At 59.7% G+C, this 19689-nt stretch carries 17 protein-coding genes and 1 pseudogene; 7 read left to right on the plus strand and 11 right to left on the minus strand.

Features of this window, described 5'->3' with window-relative positions; all coding sequences use genetic code 11:
• Window positions 1-4 precede the first annotated feature (4 nt).
• From tatB to AB4N82_RS08000, 6 genes are all read left to right on the plus strand, one after another.
• Complete coding sequence (tatB, locus tag AB4N82_RS07975; RefSeq protein ID WP_095186135.1) at window positions 5-415, plus strand: Sec-independent protein translocase protein TatB; 411 nt, start codon at window positions 5-7, stop codon at window positions 413-415.
• Window positions 412-1203 carry a twin-arginine translocase subunit TatC gene (gene tatC, locus AB4N82_RS07980; RefSeq protein WP_032890209.1) on the plus strand — a complete coding sequence of 264 codons (792 nt, stop codon included), beginning with the start codon at window positions 412-414 and terminating at the stop codon, window positions 1201-1203. The genes tatB and tatC overlap by 4 nt, the downstream gene beginning before the upstream one ends.
• Window positions 1200-1907: a 16S rRNA (uracil(1498)-N(3))-methyltransferase gene (locus AB4N82_RS07985; RefSeq protein WP_032890208.1), complete on the plus strand. Its 708-nt coding sequence runs from the start codon at window positions 1200-1202 to the stop codon at window positions 1905-1907. Before tatC ends, AB4N82_RS07985 begins: the two co-directional genes overlap by 4 nt.
• 186 nt (window positions 1908-2093) lie before the next feature.
• A complete protein-coding gene (locus AB4N82_RS07990; protein WP_460104778.1) occupies window positions 2094-3374 on the plus strand; it encodes a methyl-accepting chemotaxis protein in 1281 nt (426 codons plus the stop codon).
• A gap of 25 nt (window positions 3375-3399) precedes the next feature.
• The gene (locus AB4N82_RS07995; protein ID WP_460104779.1) at window positions 3400-4011 is read left to right on the plus strand and encodes a methyl-accepting chemotaxis protein; all 612 of its coding nucleotides are present in this window, start codon (window positions 3400-3402) and stop codon (window positions 4009-4011) included.
• A gap of 144 nt (window positions 4012-4155) precedes the next feature.
• Window positions 4156-6063 carry a methyl-accepting chemotaxis protein gene (locus AB4N82_RS08000; RefSeq protein WP_163034937.1) on the plus strand — a complete coding sequence of 636 codons (1908 nt, stop codon included), beginning with the start codon at window positions 4156-4158 and terminating at the stop codon, window positions 6061-6063.
• Window positions 6064-6089: 26 nt separating this feature from the next.
• On the opposite strand, the gene AB4N82_RS08005 is transcribed toward AB4N82_RS08000, so the two are convergent.
• From AB4N82_RS08005 to choX, 10 genes and pseudogenes are all read right to left on the minus strand, one after another.
• Window positions 6090-6824 (minus strand): amino acid ABC transporter ATP-binding protein, encoded by a 735-nt coding sequence (locus tag AB4N82_RS08005; protein ID WP_032890203.1) that lies wholly within the window; start codon window positions 6822-6824, stop codon window positions 6090-6092.
• Window positions 6817-7776, minus strand: a complete 960-nt coding sequence (locus AB4N82_RS08010; protein ID WP_032890201.1) for an amino acid ABC transporter permease — start codon at window positions 7774-7776, stop codon at window positions 6817-6819. Before AB4N82_RS08010 ends, AB4N82_RS08005 begins: the two co-directional genes overlap by 8 nt.
• Before the next feature lie 183 nt (window positions 7777-7959).
• Complete coding sequence (locus tag AB4N82_RS08015) at window positions 7960-8757, minus strand: transporter substrate-binding domain-containing protein (protein ID WP_032890199.1); 798 nt, start codon at window positions 8755-8757, stop codon at window positions 7960-7962.
• A 220-nt stretch (window positions 8758-8977) separates the two neighbouring features.
• Window positions 8978-9778, minus strand: a complete 801-nt coding sequence (locus AB4N82_RS08020; protein ID WP_122764241.1) for a transporter substrate-binding domain-containing protein — start codon at window positions 9776-9778, stop codon at window positions 8978-8980.
• Between the two features lie 184 nt (window positions 9779-9962).
• Complete coding sequence (mdoH, locus tag AB4N82_RS08025; protein ID WP_032890196.1) at window positions 9963-12533, minus strand: glucans biosynthesis glucosyltransferase MdoH; 2571 nt, start codon at window positions 12531-12533, stop codon at window positions 9963-9965.
• Window positions 12526-14262, minus strand: a complete 1737-nt coding sequence (locus AB4N82_RS08030) for a glucan biosynthesis protein G (protein ID WP_032890634.1) — start codon at window positions 14260-14262, stop codon at window positions 12526-12528. The genes mdoH and AB4N82_RS08030 overlap by 8 nt, the downstream gene beginning before the upstream one ends.
• A 267-nt stretch (window positions 14263-14529) precedes the next feature.
• On the minus strand, window positions 14530-14967 hold the full coding sequence (gene dtd, locus AB4N82_RS08035) for a D-aminoacyl-tRNA deacylase (RefSeq protein WP_095186139.1): 438 nt from the start codon (window positions 14965-14967) through the stop codon (window positions 14530-14532).
• On the minus strand, window positions 14964-15935 hold the full coding sequence (gene pip / locus AB4N82_RS08040; RefSeq protein ID WP_032890191.1) for a prolyl aminopeptidase: 972 nt from the start codon (window positions 15933-15935) through the stop codon (window positions 14964-14966). The genes dtd and pip overlap by 4 nt, the downstream gene beginning before the upstream one ends.
• A 103-nt stretch (window positions 15936-16038) precedes the next feature.
• Window positions 16039-16968, minus strand: a pseudogene (locus tag AB4N82_RS08045) (alpha/beta hydrolase).
• Between the two features lie 52 nt (window positions 16969-17020).
• Window positions 17021-17968, minus strand: coding sequence for a choline ABC transporter substrate-binding protein (gene choX / locus AB4N82_RS08050; protein WP_122764243.1), 948 nt, complete (start codon window positions 17966-17968; stop codon window positions 17021-17023).
• Window positions 17969-18328: 360 nt separating this feature from the next.
• On the opposite strand from choX, the gene AB4N82_RS08055 reads away from it, so the two are divergent.
• Complete coding sequence (locus AB4N82_RS08055) at window positions 18329-18634, plus strand: hypothetical protein (protein WP_460104782.1); 306 nt, start codon at window positions 18329-18331, stop codon at window positions 18632-18634.
• A 256-nt stretch (window positions 18635-18890) separates the two neighbouring features.
• Here AB4N82_RS08055 and hutG read toward each other — a convergent pair whose 3' ends face one another.
• The gene (gene hutG, locus AB4N82_RS08060) at window positions 18891-19688 is read right to left on the minus strand and encodes an N-formylglutamate deformylase (RefSeq protein ID WP_122764245.1); all 798 of its coding nucleotides are present in this window, start codon (window positions 19686-19688) and stop codon (window positions 18891-18893) included.
• Window position 19689: the final 1 nt, after the last annotated feature.

The raw sequence follows: 19689 nt of genomic DNA on the forward strand, positions 1-19689 counted from the left end.
AATAATGTTTGGTATCAGCTTCTCTGAACTGCTGCTCGTCGGCCTCGTGGCCCTGTTGGTACTGGGGCCGGAACGCCTGCCCGGTGCCGCGCGCACGGCCGGCCTGTGGATCGGGCGCCTGAAACGCAGTTTCAACGCGATCAAACAGGAAGTTGAACGGGAAATCGGCGCCGACGAGATCCGCCGCCAACTGCACAACGAGCACATTCTGTCGTTGGAGCAGGAAGCACGGAAGATTTTGTCCCCTGTCCAGGAGCCCGCCAAGCCGGTGGAGCCTGTGGCCGAGCACAGCATTGCGCCAGCGGTTGAGCCTACGCCCGCCGCCCCGACGCCTACCGCGCCAACCGAGCCTGCGCCGACGCCCGTTGCGTCGCCCGCGCCCCATGACCCTACATTGCCGCCGCGAGCCCCATGAGCGCTGATAAACCGGAAAACGACCAGCACATGCCGCTGGTCTCGCACCTCACCGAGCTGCGTACGCGCCTGCTGCGTTGCGTAGCGGCCATCTTCATCATCTTTGCTGGGCTGTTCGCCTTTACCCAGCAGATCTATACCTTCGTCTCCACGCCGCTGCGCCAGTACCTGCCGGCCGGCGCGACGATGATCGCCACGGATGTTTCATCGCCGTTCCTCACGCCGTTGAAACTGACGATGATGGTTTCGCTGTTCCTGGCGATCCCGGTGATCCTGCATCAGATCTGGGGCTTTATCGCGCCGGGCCTGTACAAGCACGAGAAGCGCATCGCGGTACCGTTGCTGGTATCGAGCATCCTGCTGTTCTACACCGGCATGGCGTTCGCGTACTTCCTGGTATTCCCGTTGATCTTCAAGTTCTTCGCCGCTGCCACTCCGGCCGGCGTGGAGATGATGACCGACATCACCAGCTACCTCGACTTCGTGATGACGCTGTTCTTCGCCTTTGGCGTGGCCTTCGAAATCCCGGTGGCCGTGGTGCTGCTGGTGTGGATCGGCGTGGTCAACGTGGCCTACCTGAAGAAGATCCGCCCGTACGTGATCATCGGTTGCTTCGTGGTCGGCATGATCCTGACGCCGCCGGACATCTTCTCCCAGACCCTGCTGGCCGTGCCGATGTGGATGCTGTTCGAGATCGGCATCCTGTTCAGCGGTTTGATCAGCAAGCGTGGCGATCACCCGGATGACCAACCCGTCGACGACGAACAGCCGCCAGCGACCCAGCCGTGAACCTGCTGCTGCTTGAAGAGGCCGACTTTATTGCGGCCGACCGGGTGATCCTGCGCGATCGACGCCTGGTGCATATGCAGGAGGTCCACCGCGCCGCCGTAGGCGACAGCCTGCGCGTGGGGCGCATCGGCGGGTTGATGGGCGCAGCGCAATTGTTGCGCCTGGAAGCCAGCGAAGCCGAGCTGCAAGTGAGCTTCGACCAACCGCCTCCAGCCAAGCTGCCCTTGACCCTGCTACTGGCCCTTCCCCGCCCGAAAATGCTGCGCCGTGTGCTGCAAACCGTTGCTGCCATGGGCGTGCCGAAGGTGGTGCTGGTCAATAGTTACCGAGTGGAAAAGAGCTTCTGGCAGACCCCGTTCCTGGAGCCCGAGGCGATACGCGAGCAACTGATCCTTGGCCTGGAACAGGCGCGGGACACGGTGCTGCCCGAGATCATCATCGAAAAGCGCTTCAAGCCATTCGTCGAAGACCGCCTGCCGGCCATGACCGAAGGCACCCTTGGCCTGATCGGCCATCCAGGCGATTACCCAGCTTGCCCCCGAGGGCTGGATGAGCCGGTTACCCTGGCCATCGGCCCGGAAGGCGGCTGGATCCCCTACGAAGTGGACCTATTGGCCAAGGCTGGCTTGCAGCCGGTACAACTCGGCGCACGGATCCTACGGGTTGAAACCGCCGTCACCGCCCTGCTCGCCCGCCTCTTCTAACAACGGCGCTGTCCCCTTGTGAGAGGGGCTCGCCCCCGATGACGGTTTGTCAGCTGATAAATATATCGACCGATCCCCCCTATCGGGCGCAAGCCCCCGCCATTAGAGCTGCGTCGCTACAGAATCCCGGGCGCAGGCCGATAACTCCTGAATAAGTCCAAGCCTTGTTCCAGGGGAGTTCGCAGCATGTATCGTTGGTTAGCCGAAAAGCTGGGGAATGTCAGCGTCAAAACCAAGTTGGGCGTAGGTTTCGGCCTGGTGTTACTACTCACACTGATGATCACCTTAACCGGCTGGACCGGCCTGGGCGATGTGATCAGTCGCGGTGACAAGCTGGGCTTTATCTCCAGCCTCAATGGATTGACCAAGGACCTGCGCCTGGCTCGCCGGGACTATGAATTGCGCCATGGCGAACAAGGCCCAGGCGCGGTCAGCGAGTTGCTGGACAAGCTCAATAGCGGCCTGAATAAAGCCCGCAACCTAATTGAACAACCCGCCGACGCGGCCCTGGTCGATGAACAGTTGGCCGCCGTGGACCAGTACAAGCGCGCATTCAGCGACATGGTGCAAGCCAGCGCCAACCGTGAAAACGCCCGCAGCAAGCTGGGAGATACCGCTGACAACGCGGTGCTCAAGATCAATGAGATCGAGAAGGCCCTGCTGCAAGGCGACAGCGTCACCCAGTTCAACACTGTGGTGGAAGCGAGCAAACTGATACAGCAGGCGCGCTTCCAAGTGCGCGGCTATACCTACAGCGGCAAGGTCGAAGCCGAGCAACCCGCACTGGATGCCATCGACAATGCCCTGAAGAAAATCACCAGCCTCAACGGCCAACTGCCTGAGCAATATTCGACCAACCTGCAACAGGCCAGCGTCTCGCTGCAAGCCTACCGCGCCGCTGTCAGCCAGTACCGCGACTCGCAGGTGGCCAGCGCTGCAGCCCTTAAAACCATGAGCGATCAAGGCGATCTGTTGCTCGGCCACAGCGACAAACTGACCCTCTCCCAAACCGTGGTGCGCGACACCGATGCCGCGCAAGCCAAGTCCCTGTTGCTGCTGGCAACTGTGCTGGCGTTGATCTTTGGCCTGGTGGCTGCCTGGGCGATCACCCGCCAAATCATTATCCCGCTGGACCAAACACTCAAGGTCGCCGAGCGCGTCGCCTCGGGTGACCTGAGCCACAACCTGACGTCTTTGCGCCAGGACGAGCTGGGGCAGTTGCAGAGGGCTATGCAGAGCATGACCGTGGGCCTGCGCGAGTTGATCGGCGGCATCAGCGAGGGCGTGACCCAGATCGCCAGCGCTGCCGAGCAACTGTCGGCTGTCACCGAACAGACCAGCGCCGGGGTCAACAGCCAGAAGGTCGAGACCGACCAAGTAGCCACCGCCATGAACGAGATGGCCGCGACCGTACAGGAAGTCGCGCGCAACGCCGAAGAAGCCTCTGGAGGCCGCCGCAGCGGCTGACCAGCAGGCCCGCGAAGGCGACAAGGTGGTCGGTGAAGCCATCGCCCAAATCGAGCGCCTGGCCACTGAGGTCGGCAATTCCACAGTCGCCATGGGCGACCTTAAACGGGAAAGCGACAAGATCGGCAGCGTGCTCGACGTGATCAAATCCGTGGCCCAGCAAACCAACCTGCTGGCCCTCAACGCCGCAATCGAAGCCGCCCGCGCCGGTGAAGCCGGACGTGGCTTCGCGGTGGTGGCCGATGAAGTGCGTAGCCTGGCCCAGCGCACGCAGAAGTCCACCGAAGAGATCGAAGAGCTGATTGCCGGCCTGCAGAGCGGCACCCAACAGGTGGCGACCATCATGGACAACAGTCGCAGCCTCACCGACAGCAGCGTCGAGCTGACCCGCCGTGCCGGCAGTGCATTGGAGAACATCACCCGCACGGTCTCGACTATCCAGACGATGAACTCCCAGATCGCCACCGCCGCCGAACAGCAAAGCGCTGTTGCGGAAGAGATCAACCGCAGCGTGCTGAACGTGCGCGATGTCTCGGAGCAGACGGCTGCGGCCAGTGAAGAAACCGCCGCGTCGAGCACCGAACTGGCGCGCCTGGGCACGCATCTGCAAGCACTGGTGGGTCGCTTCCGAGTCTGACCTACCTCCCCGCGCGGCGACCTGTCCTGGGTCGCCGCCTGCAATCTATGAAACTTCCTACACGTTTATCAGCCCCTCCCGATCTTCAAAGACACTAGCGTTCAGGTCAGTTCAGTGTGCTCACGCACTTGTCGGAGGTTAATCATGCTTCGTCGAATGACTCACCTGCTGGGTAACGCCAGTGTCACCCTCAAATTGGCCCTGGGCTTTGCCCTGGTACTGGCCCTGAGCCTTGTCATTGCCGTGACCGGCTGGCAAGCATTAGCGGCGTCCCTTTACCGATCACAAACGCTGAGCGTGCTGGCACAACTGGCGGTGGCCGGCGAAGAACTGCGCACCGACAGAATCCTCTATCGCACCCTGGACGACGCCGAAAGCCTCAGTCGATTGAGCGCGAGCATGGAGAAAGTCGACAAGGCCCTGGCGGAGCTGTCCAACCGACTTAAGGTGCCGAAAGCCATTCAATATCTGCAGGAGATGACGCGGATGTCTGCCACGTTCAAATCCACACTCAAGGGCGTGCCCGCGCTGGTGGAAAAACGCGAAAGTGCCCGGGAACAGCTGACACAGAGCACCACGCGGGCCGGCGATGTTCTGGCACAACTGGCTAGCGACTTGCCTGATCAGGAAGATGAAAAAGCCCTGGATGCCGTCGAAAACCTGCGCCAGGCCATGGAGCAGGCCGAAGACCGTGCCAAGAGCCCGGCTTGGGCTTCAAGTTCGCTGGATGCGTATGGACAAGCCGTGGTTGACGCAGAACGCAGCCTCGAACTCGCCCAGGCTGAAGTGGCCAAACTGGCGGTCGACAGTGACGCGATGAAAAACGCCGTGCTCAGTATCCGCACCCAGCTGACCCGCCTTAAAGACACCCAACTCACGACCGAAAGTAGCCAGAACCAGTTGGAGCAGCAGTTGGATCAGTTGCTCGCGCAGAGTGACCTCTTGAGCCAGGATCAGACCCAACGACGCGACAGAGAAGCCGACCAAGCCCGCACCCAGACCTTGGGTATTGCGGCTGCCGCGGTGCTCTTCGGCGCCTTGGCCGCCTGGGTGATTGCCGGACAAATCGTGCACCCGCTGCGCAAGGCGCTCATGGTGGCCAACCGCATTGCCGAGGGTGATCTGAGCAACGAAGTGCAGTCACAGCGCCGCGATGAGCTGGGCCAGTTGCAACGCAGCATGAGCCAAATGACGCTGAACCTGCGGGGGTTGGTTGGCAACATCAGCGACAACGCACGGCAAATCGCCAGCGCCGCCGAAGAGCTCTCTGCCGTCACTGAGCAAACCCGCGCCGGGGTGAATAATCAGCGCGATGAAACCGAGCAGGTGGCGACGGCCATGAACCAGATGCTGGCCACCGCCCAGGAAGTGGCGCGCCACGCCGAGCAAGCATCGATTGCCGCCGGCCAGGCCAATCAGCAGGCTGAACTGGGCGATCAGGTGGTCACGGATGCCGTGGCACAAATTGAACACCTGGCCCATGAGATGGCTCGCTCAAGCGAAGCGATGTTGGGGCTGCAACGGGAAAGCCAGAAAATCGGCAGCGTGCTGGACGTAATCAAGTCCGTGTCGCAGCAGACCAACCTGCTGGCGCTCAATGCAGCGATTGAAGCCGCACGGGCCGGTGAGGCAGGCCAGGGCTTCGCCGTGGTCGCCGATGAAGTGCGCAGCCTCGCCCGGCGGACCCAGCAGTCCGCCGAAGAAATCGAAGAGTTGATTGGTGGCCTGCACAGGGGCACCCAACAGGCTGCCGACATCATGGACTACAGCCGCACCCTGACCGACAACAGTGTCGGCCTGACTCGCAACGCCGGGGACGCCCTGACGGAGATCGCCCGCACCGTGGCCATCATCCAGGAAATGAACCCGCAGATTGCCGCAGCGGCCGAGGAGCAAAGCGCGGTGGCCGAAGAGATCAATCGTAGCGTCTTGAAGGTCCGCGATGCCTCGGAGCAAACCGCTGCCGCCAGCGAACAGACGGCGGCGGCGAGTATCGAGTTGGCGCGACTGGGAACGGATCTGCAGCAATGCGTAGGGAGGTTCAAGATATGAACCTCCCGGTTTCAGTGACCTTGGGCTTACAGAACCTGACGCAGGAACGCTTGGGCACGCGGGTCTTTTGGCGAATCAAAAAACTCGGCCGGTGCTGCATCTTCCAACAACTTGCCGTGATCGAAGAACAACACACGGTCCGCCACTTCGCGGGCGAAGCCCATTTCGTGGGTAACGCAGACCATCGTCATGCCTTCCAGGGCCAAGGTCTTCATCACGTCCAGCACTTCGCCGACCATTTCCGGGTCGAGGGCCGAGGTGGGCTCGTCGAACAGCATCACCTTGGGCTCCATCGCCAGCGCCCGGGCGATCGCCACCCGTTGTTGCTGGCCGCCGGACAGGCGTGATGGGAACTCGTTGGCCTTCTGTGCAATGCCGACCTTTTCCAGCAGGGCCAAGGCCTTGGCTTCGCGCTCTTGCTTGCCGCGCTTGCGCACGACTTTTTGCGCCAGGCACAGGTTCTCCAACACGGTCATGTGGGGGAACAGGTTGAAGTGCTGGAACACCATGCCGACTTCACGACGATAGGCGTTCACGTCGGTTTTCGGATCGGCCAGTTGCAGGCCGTCGATGCTCACCGAGCCCGAGTCGAACTCTTCCAGGCCATTGAGGCAACGCAGGAAAGTCGACTTGCCGGAGCCGGACGGGCCGATCACCACCAGCACTTCGCCCTTGGCCACCTGGGTGGTCACATGGTCTACCGCACGCACTACATGGCCACGGGTGTCGAAGACTTTTACCAGATCGCGGACTTCAATCACTTTGGGCGAGCCTCCGCTCAAGCCGGCTGGCCATTTTCGACAGCGGCAGGTTGATCAGCAGGTACAGGCCTGCGACGCAGAACAGGATTTCAAACGGCGAGAACGAGGTCGTGATGACTTCGCGACCGCTCTTGAGCAGTTCGGTAATGGCGATCACCGAGACCAGGGACGTGTCTTTCACCAAGCTGATGAATTGCCCTGCCAAGGGCGGCAGTACGCGCTTGAAGGCTTGCGGCAGCACCACATGGCGCATCGACTGGCTGGCACTCAGGCCCAAGGAGCGCGCGGCTTCGTTCTGCCCGCGGGTGATGGACTGCACGCCGGCGCGAACGATTTCGGCCACATAGGCGCCGGTGAACAGCGACAGCGCGGCGATCCCGGCAAATTCCCGTGACAGGTTGAGCACCGTGCCAATGAAGAAATAGAAAATGAAGATTTGCACCAGCAGCGGGGTGCCACGTACCAGTTCGACGTAGATCGTCGACAGATCACGCAAGGTCGGGTTGTTGGAAAGTCGGCACAAACCGGTGGCAAGGCCAATCGCCAGGCCCAAAATCCCGGAAACCACCGACAGCCACAGCGTGGTCCACAACCCCCACATCAGCGGGCCCAACGCCCAATGACGATTCACACCAATGACATCGCCTTCGGCCACGTCATCACCGCGCGCCACTTGCAGACTGTTGTCGGCAACCGTCACCTTTTGCTCGTTGCCAGCGTCGTTGCGCAGGGTCACTTCGGCGACGTCGCCGTTACGAACCAGCTCAATGACGGTGGAGATGTCCGCTGCACGCTGTGCTTCTTCGGCCTGGTAGGCGAAGTATTGCGGCACGCGGTTCCAGCGCCATTCGTAGGACATCAGCGAGGTAGCGTAGTACAAGGCGCCGGCCAGGCCGACCAGCACGACCACGGTCAGCAGGTGCCAGGGCCATTGGGCTTTTTTCTGTTTCATTACTCGACATCCAAAAAATTCGAAGGCATGCGCCTTTGTGTAGTGAGCGGGCTTGCCCCGCGCTGGGGGGGGCAAGTAGCCCCAAAATCATGCGCCTCGGTCTCTCTGAAACACCGCTGCGTCTGGATTTAGGGCGGCTTCGCCCCCCAACGCGGGGCAAGCCCGCTCACTACAGGACAGCCTTTATTCCATGTCCTTGAGCCACTCTGAGCTCTTGAACCACTTGTCATGAATGCGATCGTAGGTGCCGTCGTTCTTGATCTGGTGCAGGAAGTTGTTGATGAAGTTGATGCTGTCGTAATCACCTTTCTTCAGGCCAAACGCCAATGGCTCGAAAGTGAAGGGTTCGTCCAGGAACACCAGCTTGCCGTTGCCGACTTTCTTCTCGGCAACCACGTTGTACGGTGCGTCATACACAAAGGCATCGGCCTTGCCGTTAACTACGTCCAGCACGCCTTCCTGCTCGTTGTCATAGCCGTGGTACTTGGCTTTGGAGATCAGCTTCTTGGCGACCATTTCACCGGTGGTGCCAAGCTTGGAGGTCAGGCGGTATTTCTCGTCGTTCAGGTCTTTGTAGGACTTGATGGTGCCTTCCAGGTCCTTGCGAATCAGCAGAGTCTGGCCGACCACGATGAAGGGTTCGCTGAAGTTCAGGCGCAGGTTGCGTTCCTGGGTCAGGGTCATGCCGCTGCCGATCATGTCGAATTTGCCGGTCAGGAACGCTGGGATGATGCCGTCATAACCCGTGGAAACCAGCTCCAGCTTGACGCCCATGGACTTGGCCATGGCCTTGAGGATGTCAACTTCGAAGCCGATGATCTCACCGCGCTTGTCTGTCATCTCGAACGGCATGTAGGTCGGATCCATGCCGACTTTCAGCGTGCCGCGCTTGACCGCATCGTCGATGGCGCCAGCCTGGGCCGCATTGGCCGCGACCAGCGCGGTGACGCCAAGCAGCAGCATCGAAAGATACTTTTTCATCATCAAGTCCCCTGAACGATTCTTATAAGGTCGGCGCGCAAAAAGGGCTGCACCATTTCGGGGTGCGATCCTAACCCACTCGTTGCCCGTCACAAAGGTTTCACGGGCAATTGTTATCAGGGTATGTAGGAAAAGACCCACGACGCTGCGGTCAACCGCAGGGGTAGACACTTGCGCAACCTGACACGGCAATGGGTTGATATGTAAGCAGTTATGACTTTCAGTCGAGTTCTGCCAGCCAAGTGGTGTCCTTGAACCACTTGTCATGCAGCCGATCATAGGTCCCATCCTGGGCCACTTGGTTCAAGAAATGGTTGATCCAGTTAATGCTGTCGAAATCGCCCTTTTTTACGCCAAACGCCAAGGGTTCGAATGTAAACGGTTGCTCCAGCGCCAGCAGCGTGCCGTTCTCCGCCCGGTTCACCGCGATCAGGTTGTAGGGTGCGTCATGGATAAAGGCATCGGCCTCCCCCGCTACGACCTGGCGAACCCCTTCCTCCGGCGTGGCAAAACTACTCAGTCGGGCCGCCCCCAAAAACCGTTGAGCCGCTGCTTTGCCGGTGGTGCCCTCAGTGACAGCGATTCTGTAACCGGCATCGTCCAGGTCTTCAATACTGCTGACCTTGCCCGCCAGACGGGGGTGCAGCAGTACGCTCTGGCCAACCACGATGAAAGCGTCACTGAAGTTCAGCCTTAAGTTGCGCTCCTGAGTGACAGTCATACCACTGCCGATCAAGTCGAATTTTTTCGTCAGCAAGCCCGGCAACAGTTCGGTGTAGGGCATCACGACCAGTTCAAGTTCCACCCCCAGCGCCTGGCTCATCACGTTGAGCAGGTCAATTTCAAAGCCGACAATGCGCCCCTGTTTATCGGTCATTTCGAAAGGGATATAGGTGGGGGTGGTGCCAACCTTGAGCACACCACGCCGGACGGCGTCGTCAATCGCACCCGCGTGCACCTGGCTGATTTGAATCAATGCAGCAGCGCTGATAAGCAATGCCGAACAATACCTTTTGAGCATGAATCCCTCGCAGCCAAGAAAATTGGGGGGCGATCCTAACCTAGTCGCGGGCACGCAAATACGCCTCGGACGAGGGTCTTTTGTTTCGAAATAACAGGGCGTCAGGAAGACAAAGAAGAGGCGGGAAACGCTGTAGGACCAGCGCTTCGAACACCCCCGAAGTGAGCCCTCGGGGGTGTCTGAATCAGGCCGGTTGGGCCTGGGAGGACAGCGGTTGCAGCGGTAGCAACGGCGCGTGCGGGTCGGCCTTGATCGAATCACGCCAAGCGGCGAGCCACTCGGCATGTCCTTCGCTCCAGACCTGCTCGTGCAGGCGGGCAAGGGCCACCGGATCACTGAGCAAAGCCAGACGCTCACCGTTGTTGAGGCCGGCCGGGCCGACTTTCAACGCGTGACGCACACGTTCGATACGCAGGTACTCGATAGGCTCAGCCTCACGGTGACGCGAGGTCGCCAGGGCGCAGGCCAGGGCGTTCTGCTGCGGATCAACCACCGAACGCACGAACCCGTCATTGAGGGCGTGCCAACGGTTTTCATGGGTGTACTTCTCCGTCGACAGCAGCGCTTGCGGCGGGTTGTACTCCTCAGGGATCAGGAACAGGCTCTCGTCACGGGACTTGAGGCCCAGCTTGACCCGGCTGGAGATCACCGACACCGGGATCGACAGCATCAGCGAACCCACGATCGGCACTAGCCACCACAGGAAGCTTGGGTTCAGCCACACCACCAGCAGCGCCCACAGGAAGCCCAGCACGGTTTGCGGACCGTGCCGCTTGACCGCTTCACTCCACGGCGTGGAGTCGTCGTCACGCTGTGGCGAGTTCCAGGTCGCGGCCCAGCCGAGGAACGCGGCAAGAACGAAACGGGTGTGGAAGATCATGCGCACAGGCGCCAGCAGCATGGAAAACAGCATCTCCAGCAGCATCGACAAGGTCACCTTGAACTTGCCACCGAACTCTTTCGCGCCCTTGGCCCAGATCAGGATGATGCTCAGCAACTTAGGCAGGAACAGCAACACGATGGTGGTGGAGAACAGCGCCACCGCCTTGTCCGGATGCCATTGCGGCCACAGTGGGTACAGCTGGCGGGGAGCCATGAAGTACTGCGGCTCCATCAGCGTGTTCACCGCCAGCAAGGCTGTGGACAACACCAGGAACAGAAACCACAACGGTGCCGACAGGTAGGACATCACGCCGGTCAGGAACACCGCGCGGTGCACCGGGTGCATGCCTTTAACCAGGAACAGGCGGAAGTTCATCAGGTTACCGTGGCACCAGCGACGGTCACGCTTGAGTTCGTCCAGCAGGTTCGGCGGCAGTTCTTCGTAGCTGCCAGGCAGGTCGTAGGCAATCCACACGCCCCAGCCGGCACGGCGCATCAGCGCAGCTTCAACGAAGTCGTGGGACAGGATGGAGCCGGCGAACGCGCCTTTACCCGGCAACGGCGCCAGGGCGCAGTGCTCGATGAACGGCTTCATGCGGATGATCGCGTTGTGACCCCAGTAGTGGGATTCGCCCAACTGCCAGAAGTGCAGGCCAGCGGTAAACAGCGGGCCGTACACACGAGTGGCGAATTGCTGCATGCGCGCATACAGGGTGTCCATGCCCGACGCACGGGGCGCGGTCTGGATAATCCCGGCATCCGGCGTGGCTTCCATCAAGCGCACCAGGCTGGTCAGGCATTCGCCGCTCATCACGGAGTCGGCGTCGAGCACGACCATGTACTTATAGTCACCGCCCCAGCGACGGCAGAAGTCGTCGAGGTTGCCGCTCTTGCGCTTTACGCGACGGCGACGGCGGCGATAGAAGATCTTGCCGAAACCACCGGCCTCGCGGCACACGTCGAGCCAGGCTTGCTGTTCAGCGATGCAGATGTCGGCGTCATTACTGTCGCTGAGCACGAAAAAGTCGAAGCGGTCCAGGTCACCGGTAGCGGCCACAGACTCAAACGTCGCACGCAAACCGGCGAATACACGCGGCACGTCTTCGTTGCAAATCGGCATCACCAGCGCGGTACGGGCGTCTTTCGGAATCGGCTCGTCGCCGGCACTTTTACCGGAGATACGGTATTTATCGTGTCCGGTAAGCAGTTCCAGAAAGCCCATCAAGGCGGTCCAGAAACCGGCCGACACCCAGCAGAACAAGATCCCGAACATGATCAGGATGCTGGTTTGCAGCGCGTAAGGCAGTACCTGAGTAGCGGTTTGCAGCAGGGTCTGGTTGCGGATCTCGTCGAAGTCAACCAGCGACCAGCCCTGGTACGGCATGATGCCTTTCATGTACCAGCCGGCAACGATGGTCTGACCAAGCATCAGCACCAGCAGGATGTAGCGACGGATCGAACCCACGGTACGCCAGCGCGCGGCCGGCAATACGCGCTCATCTTTCGGCGGTGCCGGCGGATTGCTGCGGCCGGTGAGGCGGCGCCAGCCGCGCACCAGGATATTGGTACGCCAAGGCTCCGGCACCACACGGGTGCGCCGAATCGGTGGCGTGGCCTTGAGGCACACGCGACCGCTGGCGTCGAGCGCCAGCATTTCGGCGTCTTGCAGCTCCTCGGCGGTGCTAAGGGTCAAGCGGCGGCCAACCGACGCCTGGGCGGCGTCGACGGGCGCGTCAAAGGTTGCGGACGACAAACGCTCGTGCAACTCGGTGAAGGATGTGCAGCCCGCCAGTTCGGCGCGCTGCTCAGCGGTCATCGGGAGATGCGCCAGATACTCGGACAGAGTTTCTGGCTGGACTTGAGAATTACTCATCGGCAGGCAACTGATAGCTCCAGGTTTCGGTCAGGACTTGCTCGGTCTTGATCGGCTCCGGTGTGGCTGGGGCAGCTTCTGGCTGCTTGGCTTCCTTGTCTTTCGCGTCTTTCTTGGCCTGTTTCTCGTGTTGCTTGGCCAGGACCTTGTCAGCCTTGAGCACCTGGGTCGAAACCTTCTCCGGCTCTGGCTGCGGGATATCCTGAACCAGGGCAGCACGCATTTCGGTCGGTTTGCCTGCGTCTTTGATCTTCATGCGCAGGGTCAAACGCCAGCCTTTGGTGTGTTCGTTGTAACGCACGCTGTTTTCTACCACTTCAGCGTTGTCACCCACGCTCACTTGGCTGCGCACCGGGGCGTCCGGCAGGAGTTTCTTCAGGGACGGGCCTTCAAAGTCCACCAGGTAGGCGACGCTGCCATCAGGCTGACGGATCAGGTTGGACTGTTTCACGTCACCCGTGGAACGCAGGGTCTGCTTGACCCAAGCGCTGTCCGGCGAGTGGAACGCGGCGTCGTCCAGAGTCCAGTGCAGGCGGTAGGCGACTTCCAGCGGCTCGCCGACTTTCGGCAGTACAGCCGGGCTCCAGAAGGCAACGATGTTGTCGTTGGTTTCGTCGGCGGTCGGGATCTCGACCAGATCGACGGAACCTTTGCCCCAATCACCTTCAGGCTCGATCCAGGCGCTTGGGCGCTTGTCGTAGTTGTCGTCCAGGTCTTCGTAGTGGCTGAAGTTGCGGCCGCGTTGCAGCAGGCCGAAACCACGCGGGTTCTCTACGGTGAAGTTGCTGACCGACAGGTGTTTAGGATTGTTCAGTGGGCGCCAGATCCACTCACCGTTACCGGCATGGATCGACAGACCGCTGGAGTCGTGCAGTTCGCGACGGTAGTTGAGCACCTTGGACGGCTGGTTTGCGCCGAACAGGAACATGCTCGTCAGCGGGGCAACGCCCAACTTGCTGACGTTGTCGCGCAGGAACATCTGGGATTTCACATCGACAACGGTGTCGGTGCCCGGACGCAGGATCAGGCGATAGGCACCGGTCGCACGAGGGGAATCGAGCAGGGCAAAGATCACCAGGTGCTTGTCACCCGGTTTTGGACGTTCGATCCAAAACTCGGTAAAACGCGGGAACTCTTCACCAGACGGCAGCGCAGTATCTATCGCCATGCCACGGGCGGACAGGCCATACACCTGGTCCTTGCCGACGACACGGAAATAGCTCGCGCCGAGCATGGTCATGATTTCGTCTTGCTTGTCGCTCTTGTTGATCGGGAACAAGACACGGAAACCGGCATAACCCAGTTGTTCGGTTGCTTTCGGATCAAACTTCACATCGCCGAAATCGAAACGCGACGGGTCGTATTTGATTTCCTGCACGCTGTCAGCGGTGACTTCGTTGATTTTCACCGGTGTATCGAAATGCATACCCTGGTGATAGAAGGACAGCTTGAACGGGGTGTTCTGATCGGCCCATTCGGCTTTTTCGTTGCGGAAACGAATCTTCTGGTAGTCCGCGAACTTCATTTCGCGAAATTCGTTCGGCAGATTGCTGCGCGGAGCTTCGTATTTCTGCCCAGCCAGCTCTTTTGCCTTGGCCGACACATCATCCAGACTGAATGCCCACAGCTGACCCGCGCCGAACAGGCAAAACAGGGCTGAGCCCGTTACCAGTGCGTTTCGTAACCGTTTGGCAGACAATTTTGGTGCATTACAGGGACTAACAATCACGAGCAACCCTCGCCGAAAACAGATCAAAAAACCAACGGCCAGCTATCTATATGCCAGGTTGGCGAGCATTGTTCCGACTCCCCTGGGTCAAAATGATTCCCCAATGGATGTCGGACAAGTCTCTACCTAAATCAAAAATGGACCAAACAACGCTGATCCCCGTAGCGCGCGATTATCTAGTAGCCCGCGAGACAACGCATCAGGGGCAGCGAAGTATTTGTAGCGAAATCCTGCGTTTTTAGGCATTAAAAGTCGTTTTTAATACATTCAGGTCTGTAACAGAAAGGTCACAGGGCCATCATTGACCAAATGCACCTGCATATCGGCACCAAAACGCCCCGAAGCCACCTTGCCATGCAATTGTTGCGCTTGTACCAGCAGGTGATCAAAAAGCGCCGCTCCCAGGGCTGGCGGGGCCGCTGTGGAGAAGCTTGGCCGCAGCCCGCTCTTGGTATCCGCCGCCAACGTAAACTGCGACACCAGCAGCAAACCACCGCCGATGTCCTTGAGCGACAGGTTCATCTTGCCCTCGTCGTCGCTGAACACACGGTAGTTGAGCAATTTGTGCAGCAACTTATCGGCGCTCTCCGGCGTATCTGAAGGCTCAACGGCCACCAGTACCAGCAATCCCTGGTCGATGGCACCGACGACTTCACCCTCGACCTCGACACGGGCGCCACGCACCCGTTGCAACAGGCCCTTCATGCTTCTTCTGGCGGTAGATCAAGCAGGCGCCGTGCCATCTCACCGGTCGCGCGCACCAATGCATCGGTAATGCCGGGCTCGGACGCCGCATGGCCCGCCTCGCGGATCACCTGCAGTTCGCTGTTCGGCCAAGCCTGATGCAGCTCCCACGCGTTATCCAGCGGACAGATCATATCGTAGCGGCCGTGGATGATTACGCCAGGCAGATGGGCGATCTTGTGCATATCGCGAATCAGCTGGTTGGGTTCCAGAAAGGAGTTATTGGTGAAGTAGTGGCATTCAATCCGCGCGATGGACAGCGCGCGCTGCGGCTCGGAAAAACGCTCCACATGCTGTGGGCTTGGGCACAGGCCCAGCATGCGACCTTCCCAGCCGGACCAGGCTTTGGCCGCGTGCATCTGGGCGATCTGGTCGTTACCGGTCAGGCGCTTGTGGTAGGCGGCAATCATATCGTGACGCTCGTCCGCAGGAATCGGCGCTAGGTAGTCCTGCCAGTAATCCGGGAACAAGCGGCTGGCGCCGGTTTGGTAAAACCATTCGATGTCCTGCGGTCGGGCCAGGAAAATGCCGCGCACGATCAGGCCATGCACACGCTCAGGGTGGGTTTGCGCGTAGGCCAGAGCCAGGGTCGAGCCCCAAGAGCCGCCGAACAACACCCATTTGTCGATGCCCAGGTGCTCGCGGATACGCTCAAGGTCGGCGACCAAGTCCCAGGTGGTGTTGTTTTCCAGACTGGCGCGGGGCGTGGAGCGCCCGCAACCTCGCTGGTCGAAGGTGACAATGCGGTACAGATTAGGATCGAAATAGCAGCGACTCTGGGCGTCGCAACCGGAACCAGGGCCCCCGTGGATAAAGACGACAGGCAAGCCTTCGGGGGAGCCACTTTCATCGACATACAGGGTGTGGGTGTCATCGACTGCCAGATCGTGCCGGGCGTAGGGTTTGATCTGCGGGTACCAAGTCTGCATTGCGCGCTCCGTAGGGGGTCGGGTTCATCCCTGAGGGGACGTCTTTTATTTTGCCGTCTGGCACTATAAACCCGAATTGTGCAATGAGCATGTCCTTGAGCGCTTAGACCTGTGTCAGCCCTTCGCCCTGCAGGTAATTCAGCAGATAGTCGAACAATTGGTCCACCTCCGCCACTTGGCCTCGTGCGCGCAAACAGCCATGGACCAGGCCCTTTCCCGGATAAAGCACCGTGGTCACGCCCGCCGCTTGCAGTCGCTCGGCATACAACATGCCGTCGTCGCGCAACGGGTCGAATTGGGCGACGGCGATCAATGCCTTGGGCAATCCACAGTAATCCTGGGCCAGCAGCGGCATGGCATAGGGTGAATCCTTGCCCGATCCGCGCAGGTAAAGCGCCAGGTAGTGCTCCGCATCAGCGGTGCTGAGCAAGGGTGCGGCCATGCAATCTCGGCGCGAGGGTAAGTCAGCCGTGCCACCAAGGCCGGGGTAAATCAACACTTGGGCGCGGGGCAACGGTTCACGGGCGTCGCGCAGCCCCAGGCACAGCGCAGCGGCCAGATTGCCACCGGCACTGTCACCCATCACGACAATACGTTGCAGGTTAATGGCGTGCGGCCCCTCCCCCGACTGGATCGCCCGCCACACGGCGCGGCAATCTTGATAGGCCGCGGGGAACGGGTGTTCCGGGGCAAGGCGGTAGTCGATGGCGATCACCAAAACGTTCAACGCACTGGCCAATTCGAAGCAAATAAAGTCGTGGGAATCCAGGCCGCCGACTACCCATCCGCCGCCGTGCATATAAAGGAGGCAGGGCCAACCATCGGCCGGTGGGGCTGACGGGGGGAGGTAGCTGCGCACGCCAACGCCTGCGAGGGGAAAGTCAGACACCTGCAAGCCGTCCGGCATGGGTGGGGTGAACGCTTGGCACATGCGCTAGTAGCTCTGGCGTATGCCGGCCAGCGATGGATCGTCGCCGGTGAAGGAAGCGGTCTTTTCGACGAAGGCGGCAAGCCGTGGGGAAATTGGGTACATGCACAATGATCTCTAGCACAGCAGGTTCAAGGAGGAAGGGACTGCATTTGGCTTAGGGTTTGAGGCTTGCCAGCACTGCCGCCACGCCATCGCGGCCATCAAACGCTGTAACACCTGCCAGCCAGCGCTGCAAATCCTGCGGATGGTCGCGCAACCACTGTTTAGCCACGTCCTGGGGCGACTGGCGCGCCATGATCGGCACCATCAACTGGCTCTCTTGGGCAGCGGTGAAGGTGAGGTTTTCCAAGAGTCGATGGACATTTGGGCAGCGTTCGGCAAAGTCCGGCGCCGTCACGGTGGAGACGGTAGCGCGGCCTTCGTCGAGACCGAATACGTCTTCGCTGCCGGTGAGGTAGGTCATTTTCATATTGAGGTTCATCGGGTGCGGGGTCCAACCGACAAACACCACGAACTCCTTGCGATTTACAGCGCGCTGCACCGCCGCCAACATCCCCGCCTCACCGGAGGCCACCAGTTTGAAGTCGCCGAGGCCGAAGCGGTTGGTGTCGATCATTTTCTGAATATCAGTATTGGCACCGCTGCCGGGCTCGATACCGTAGAGTTTGCCACCCAGTTGGTTCTTGAATCGGGCAATGTCGGAGAAGGTCCTCAACCCGGCATCGGCCACGTATTGCGGCACGGCCAGGGAAGCTTGGGCGTCGGCGAGGCTCGGCGTGTCGAGCACCTTGACCTGTTTGGCCGCCAGGAAGGGGGCGATGTTGTTGTCCATCGCCGGTTTCCAGTAGCCAAGAAAGATATCCAGGCGCTTATCCCGGATGCCGGCAAAGATAATCTGCTGCACCGCACTGGTCTGTTTGCTGTCGTAGCCCAAACCGTTGAGCAGCACGTCAGCCATGCCGGAGGTGGCGACCACATCGGTCCAACTGACCACGCCCATTCGGATGGACTTGCAGGAGGCCGGCTCGGCCGCCATGGCTTGCGCACTGAGCAGTACGGCGCCGGTGAGGGTCAACAGATAGCGGTTGAATAGTCGTTTCATGAAAGCGGTCTCACTCGGCAGTTTTTATTGTGGGGAGTGGCATCTGATGCGCCGTATCCACAACCTTACCCAGCAAGACCTCGATAAACACGACCGGGTGCGACCGGCAGTTGCACTGTGTCGACTGTCAGTCGTCATCGGCTCGGACCGTTGCGTGATAAATGAGCGGTTCGAACACTGCCCTCTACGGTGCTCTGGAACCACGCCAATGAATAGTTAATCGCTCTTAATTCAAAAGCTGATAACCACCCACGCTGAAATGACTACTTCACCTAAAAAACTGTCATATATAACAGTAGAGCAACTCTCAGGGGCGTCTTTACTGTTTACGGAAAGACACTGACTTTCCGGAGAGCAATAATGACCACGCCAACGTACCCGAGCAATAAACCCATAACTGAGATCTTTGAAGCAACAGTGCAATACGCAAACGAGAAAGACATTTTTCTCGCCAATAAAATCAACATCGCGCTGATCAAAGATAATTCAGGTAGCAGCTGCTGGATGATAGCGGCATTTCAGGACATCTCCGAAACAAACAAGAAACCTCATGAAATACGCGCGATACACATTTACCTGCCCAGATATCAGCTACACGGTAGGGTCGAGATGTTCCCAGCTCTTCCCCCTGAGGCGCCGATTATAAACAGTGCAAGCTATTTTTGAATTGTGAACATTGACTATGAGAAGAAAAAGTCAGACGAACTCATCTACCTGGGTAAAACAGGGGTGATCAAATACGAATGGAGTAATGACTTTAAATCCATTGAGGGCAACATTGACCTCAACACACTCGATGAGAACAAAGCCCCCATTAATATCAATGGCCACTTTTACCTTTCAAACAGCGGACAACACTCCATCTGATAGCTGAAAAATACAGGTGCGCGTTCTGAGCAGGAAATCGCATCTGTACTTTTTTTTAATAGTGCCCACGTCCCCAGACCAAAAAACCTTCCAGCAACTGCTTCAACACCACCCGCGTCGGCTCAGCCAAATCCGCGCGATAACGGAACGGCTCGAACTCCTCCATATAAGTGCTCTGGCACAACTCCAACTGCACCGCATGAATATCCTGCGCCGGGTCGCCGTAATGCCGGGTGATATGGCCGCCCTTGAAGCGCCCGTTCAGCACATGGGTGTACTGCGGATGGGCGGCGCAGATGGCTTCCAGCTGGCTGGCCAGTTCGGGATCGCAGGCGGCCCCGTTAAAGGTGCCGAGGTTGAAGTCCGGTAGTTTGCCGTCGAACAGGTGCGGGATCACAGAGCGGATCGAGTGTGCGTCGAACAGCAGCGCGTAGCCGAACTCGCCCTTGAGCCGCGCCAGTTCCTCTTGCAGCGCGCGGTGATACGGGCCCCAGATCTTTTGCAGGTAAGTGGCGCGTTCTGCCTCGCTGGGCTCCAGGCCTTCACGAAACAACGGCACACCCTCAAATAGCGTGGCCGGGTACAAGCCGGTGGTGGCGCCGGCGTACAGCGGCTTGTCGTCGGACGGCCGGTTGAGGTCGATGACAAAGCGCGAGTACTCCGCCGAGAGGGTGCTGGCGCCGAGCTCTTCGGCAAAGTCATACAGCGTGGGGATATGCCAATCGGTGTCCGGCAGGCTTTGCGCCTCGGGGATCAACCCGGCTTCGACCGCAGGTGTCAAACGCACGCCGGCGTGGGGCATGCTGATCAGCAGCGGGGTGCGGCCTTGTTTGAAATTCAGAACCTTATCCACA

This window comes from Pseudomonas sp. H1_D04 (assembly GCF_054683855.1).

What these genes read in the sequence shown, in the direction of transcription:
- AB4N82_RS08055 (WP_460104782.1), top strand. Translation starts at nt 18,329, where the DNA reads ATGACCACGCCAACGTACCCGAGCAATAAACCCATAACTGAGATCTTT.
- tatC (WP_032890209.1), top strand. Translation starts at nt 412, where the DNA reads ATGAGCGCTGATAAACCGGAAAACGACCAGCACATGCCGCTGGTCTCG.
- AB4N82_RS08000 (WP_163034937.1), top strand. Translation starts at nt 4,156, where the DNA reads ATGCTTCGTCGAATGACTCACCTGCTGGGTAACGCCAGTGTCACCCTC.
- dtd (WP_095186139.1), bottom strand. Translation starts at nt 14,967, where the DNA reads ATGAAGGGCCTGTTGCAACGGGTGCGTGGCGCCCGTGTCGAGGTCGAG.
- pip (WP_032890191.1), bottom strand. Translation starts at nt 15,935, where the DNA reads ATGCAGACTTGGTACCCGCAGATCAAACCCTACGCCCGGCACGATCTG.
- AB4N82_RS08015 (WP_032890199.1), bottom strand. Translation starts at nt 8,757, where the DNA reads ATGAAAAAGTATCTTTCGATGCTGCTGCTTGGCGTCACCGCGCTGGTC.
- AB4N82_RS08010 (WP_032890201.1), bottom strand. Translation starts at nt 7,776, where the DNA reads ATGAAACAGAAAAAAGCCCAATGGCCCTGGCACCTGCTGACCGTGGTC.
- mdoH (WP_032890196.1), bottom strand. Translation starts at nt 12,533, where the DNA reads ATGAGTAATTCTCAAGTCCAGCCAGAAACTCTGTCCGAGTATCTGGCG.
- AB4N82_RS07990 (WP_460104778.1), top strand. Translation starts at nt 2,094, where the DNA reads ATGTATCGTTGGTTAGCCGAAAAGCTGGGGAATGTCAGCGTCAAAACC.
- choX (WP_122764243.1), bottom strand. Translation starts at nt 17,968, where the DNA reads ATGAAACGACTATTCAACCGCTATCTGTTGACCCTCACCGGCGCCGTA.
- AB4N82_RS08020 (WP_122764241.1), bottom strand. Translation starts at nt 9,778, where the DNA reads ATGCTCAAAAGGTATTGTTCGGCATTGCTTATCAGCGCTGCTGCATTG.
- tatB (WP_095186135.1), top strand. Translation starts at nt 5, where the DNA reads ATGTTTGGTATCAGCTTCTCTGAACTGCTGCTCGTCGGCCTCGTGGCC.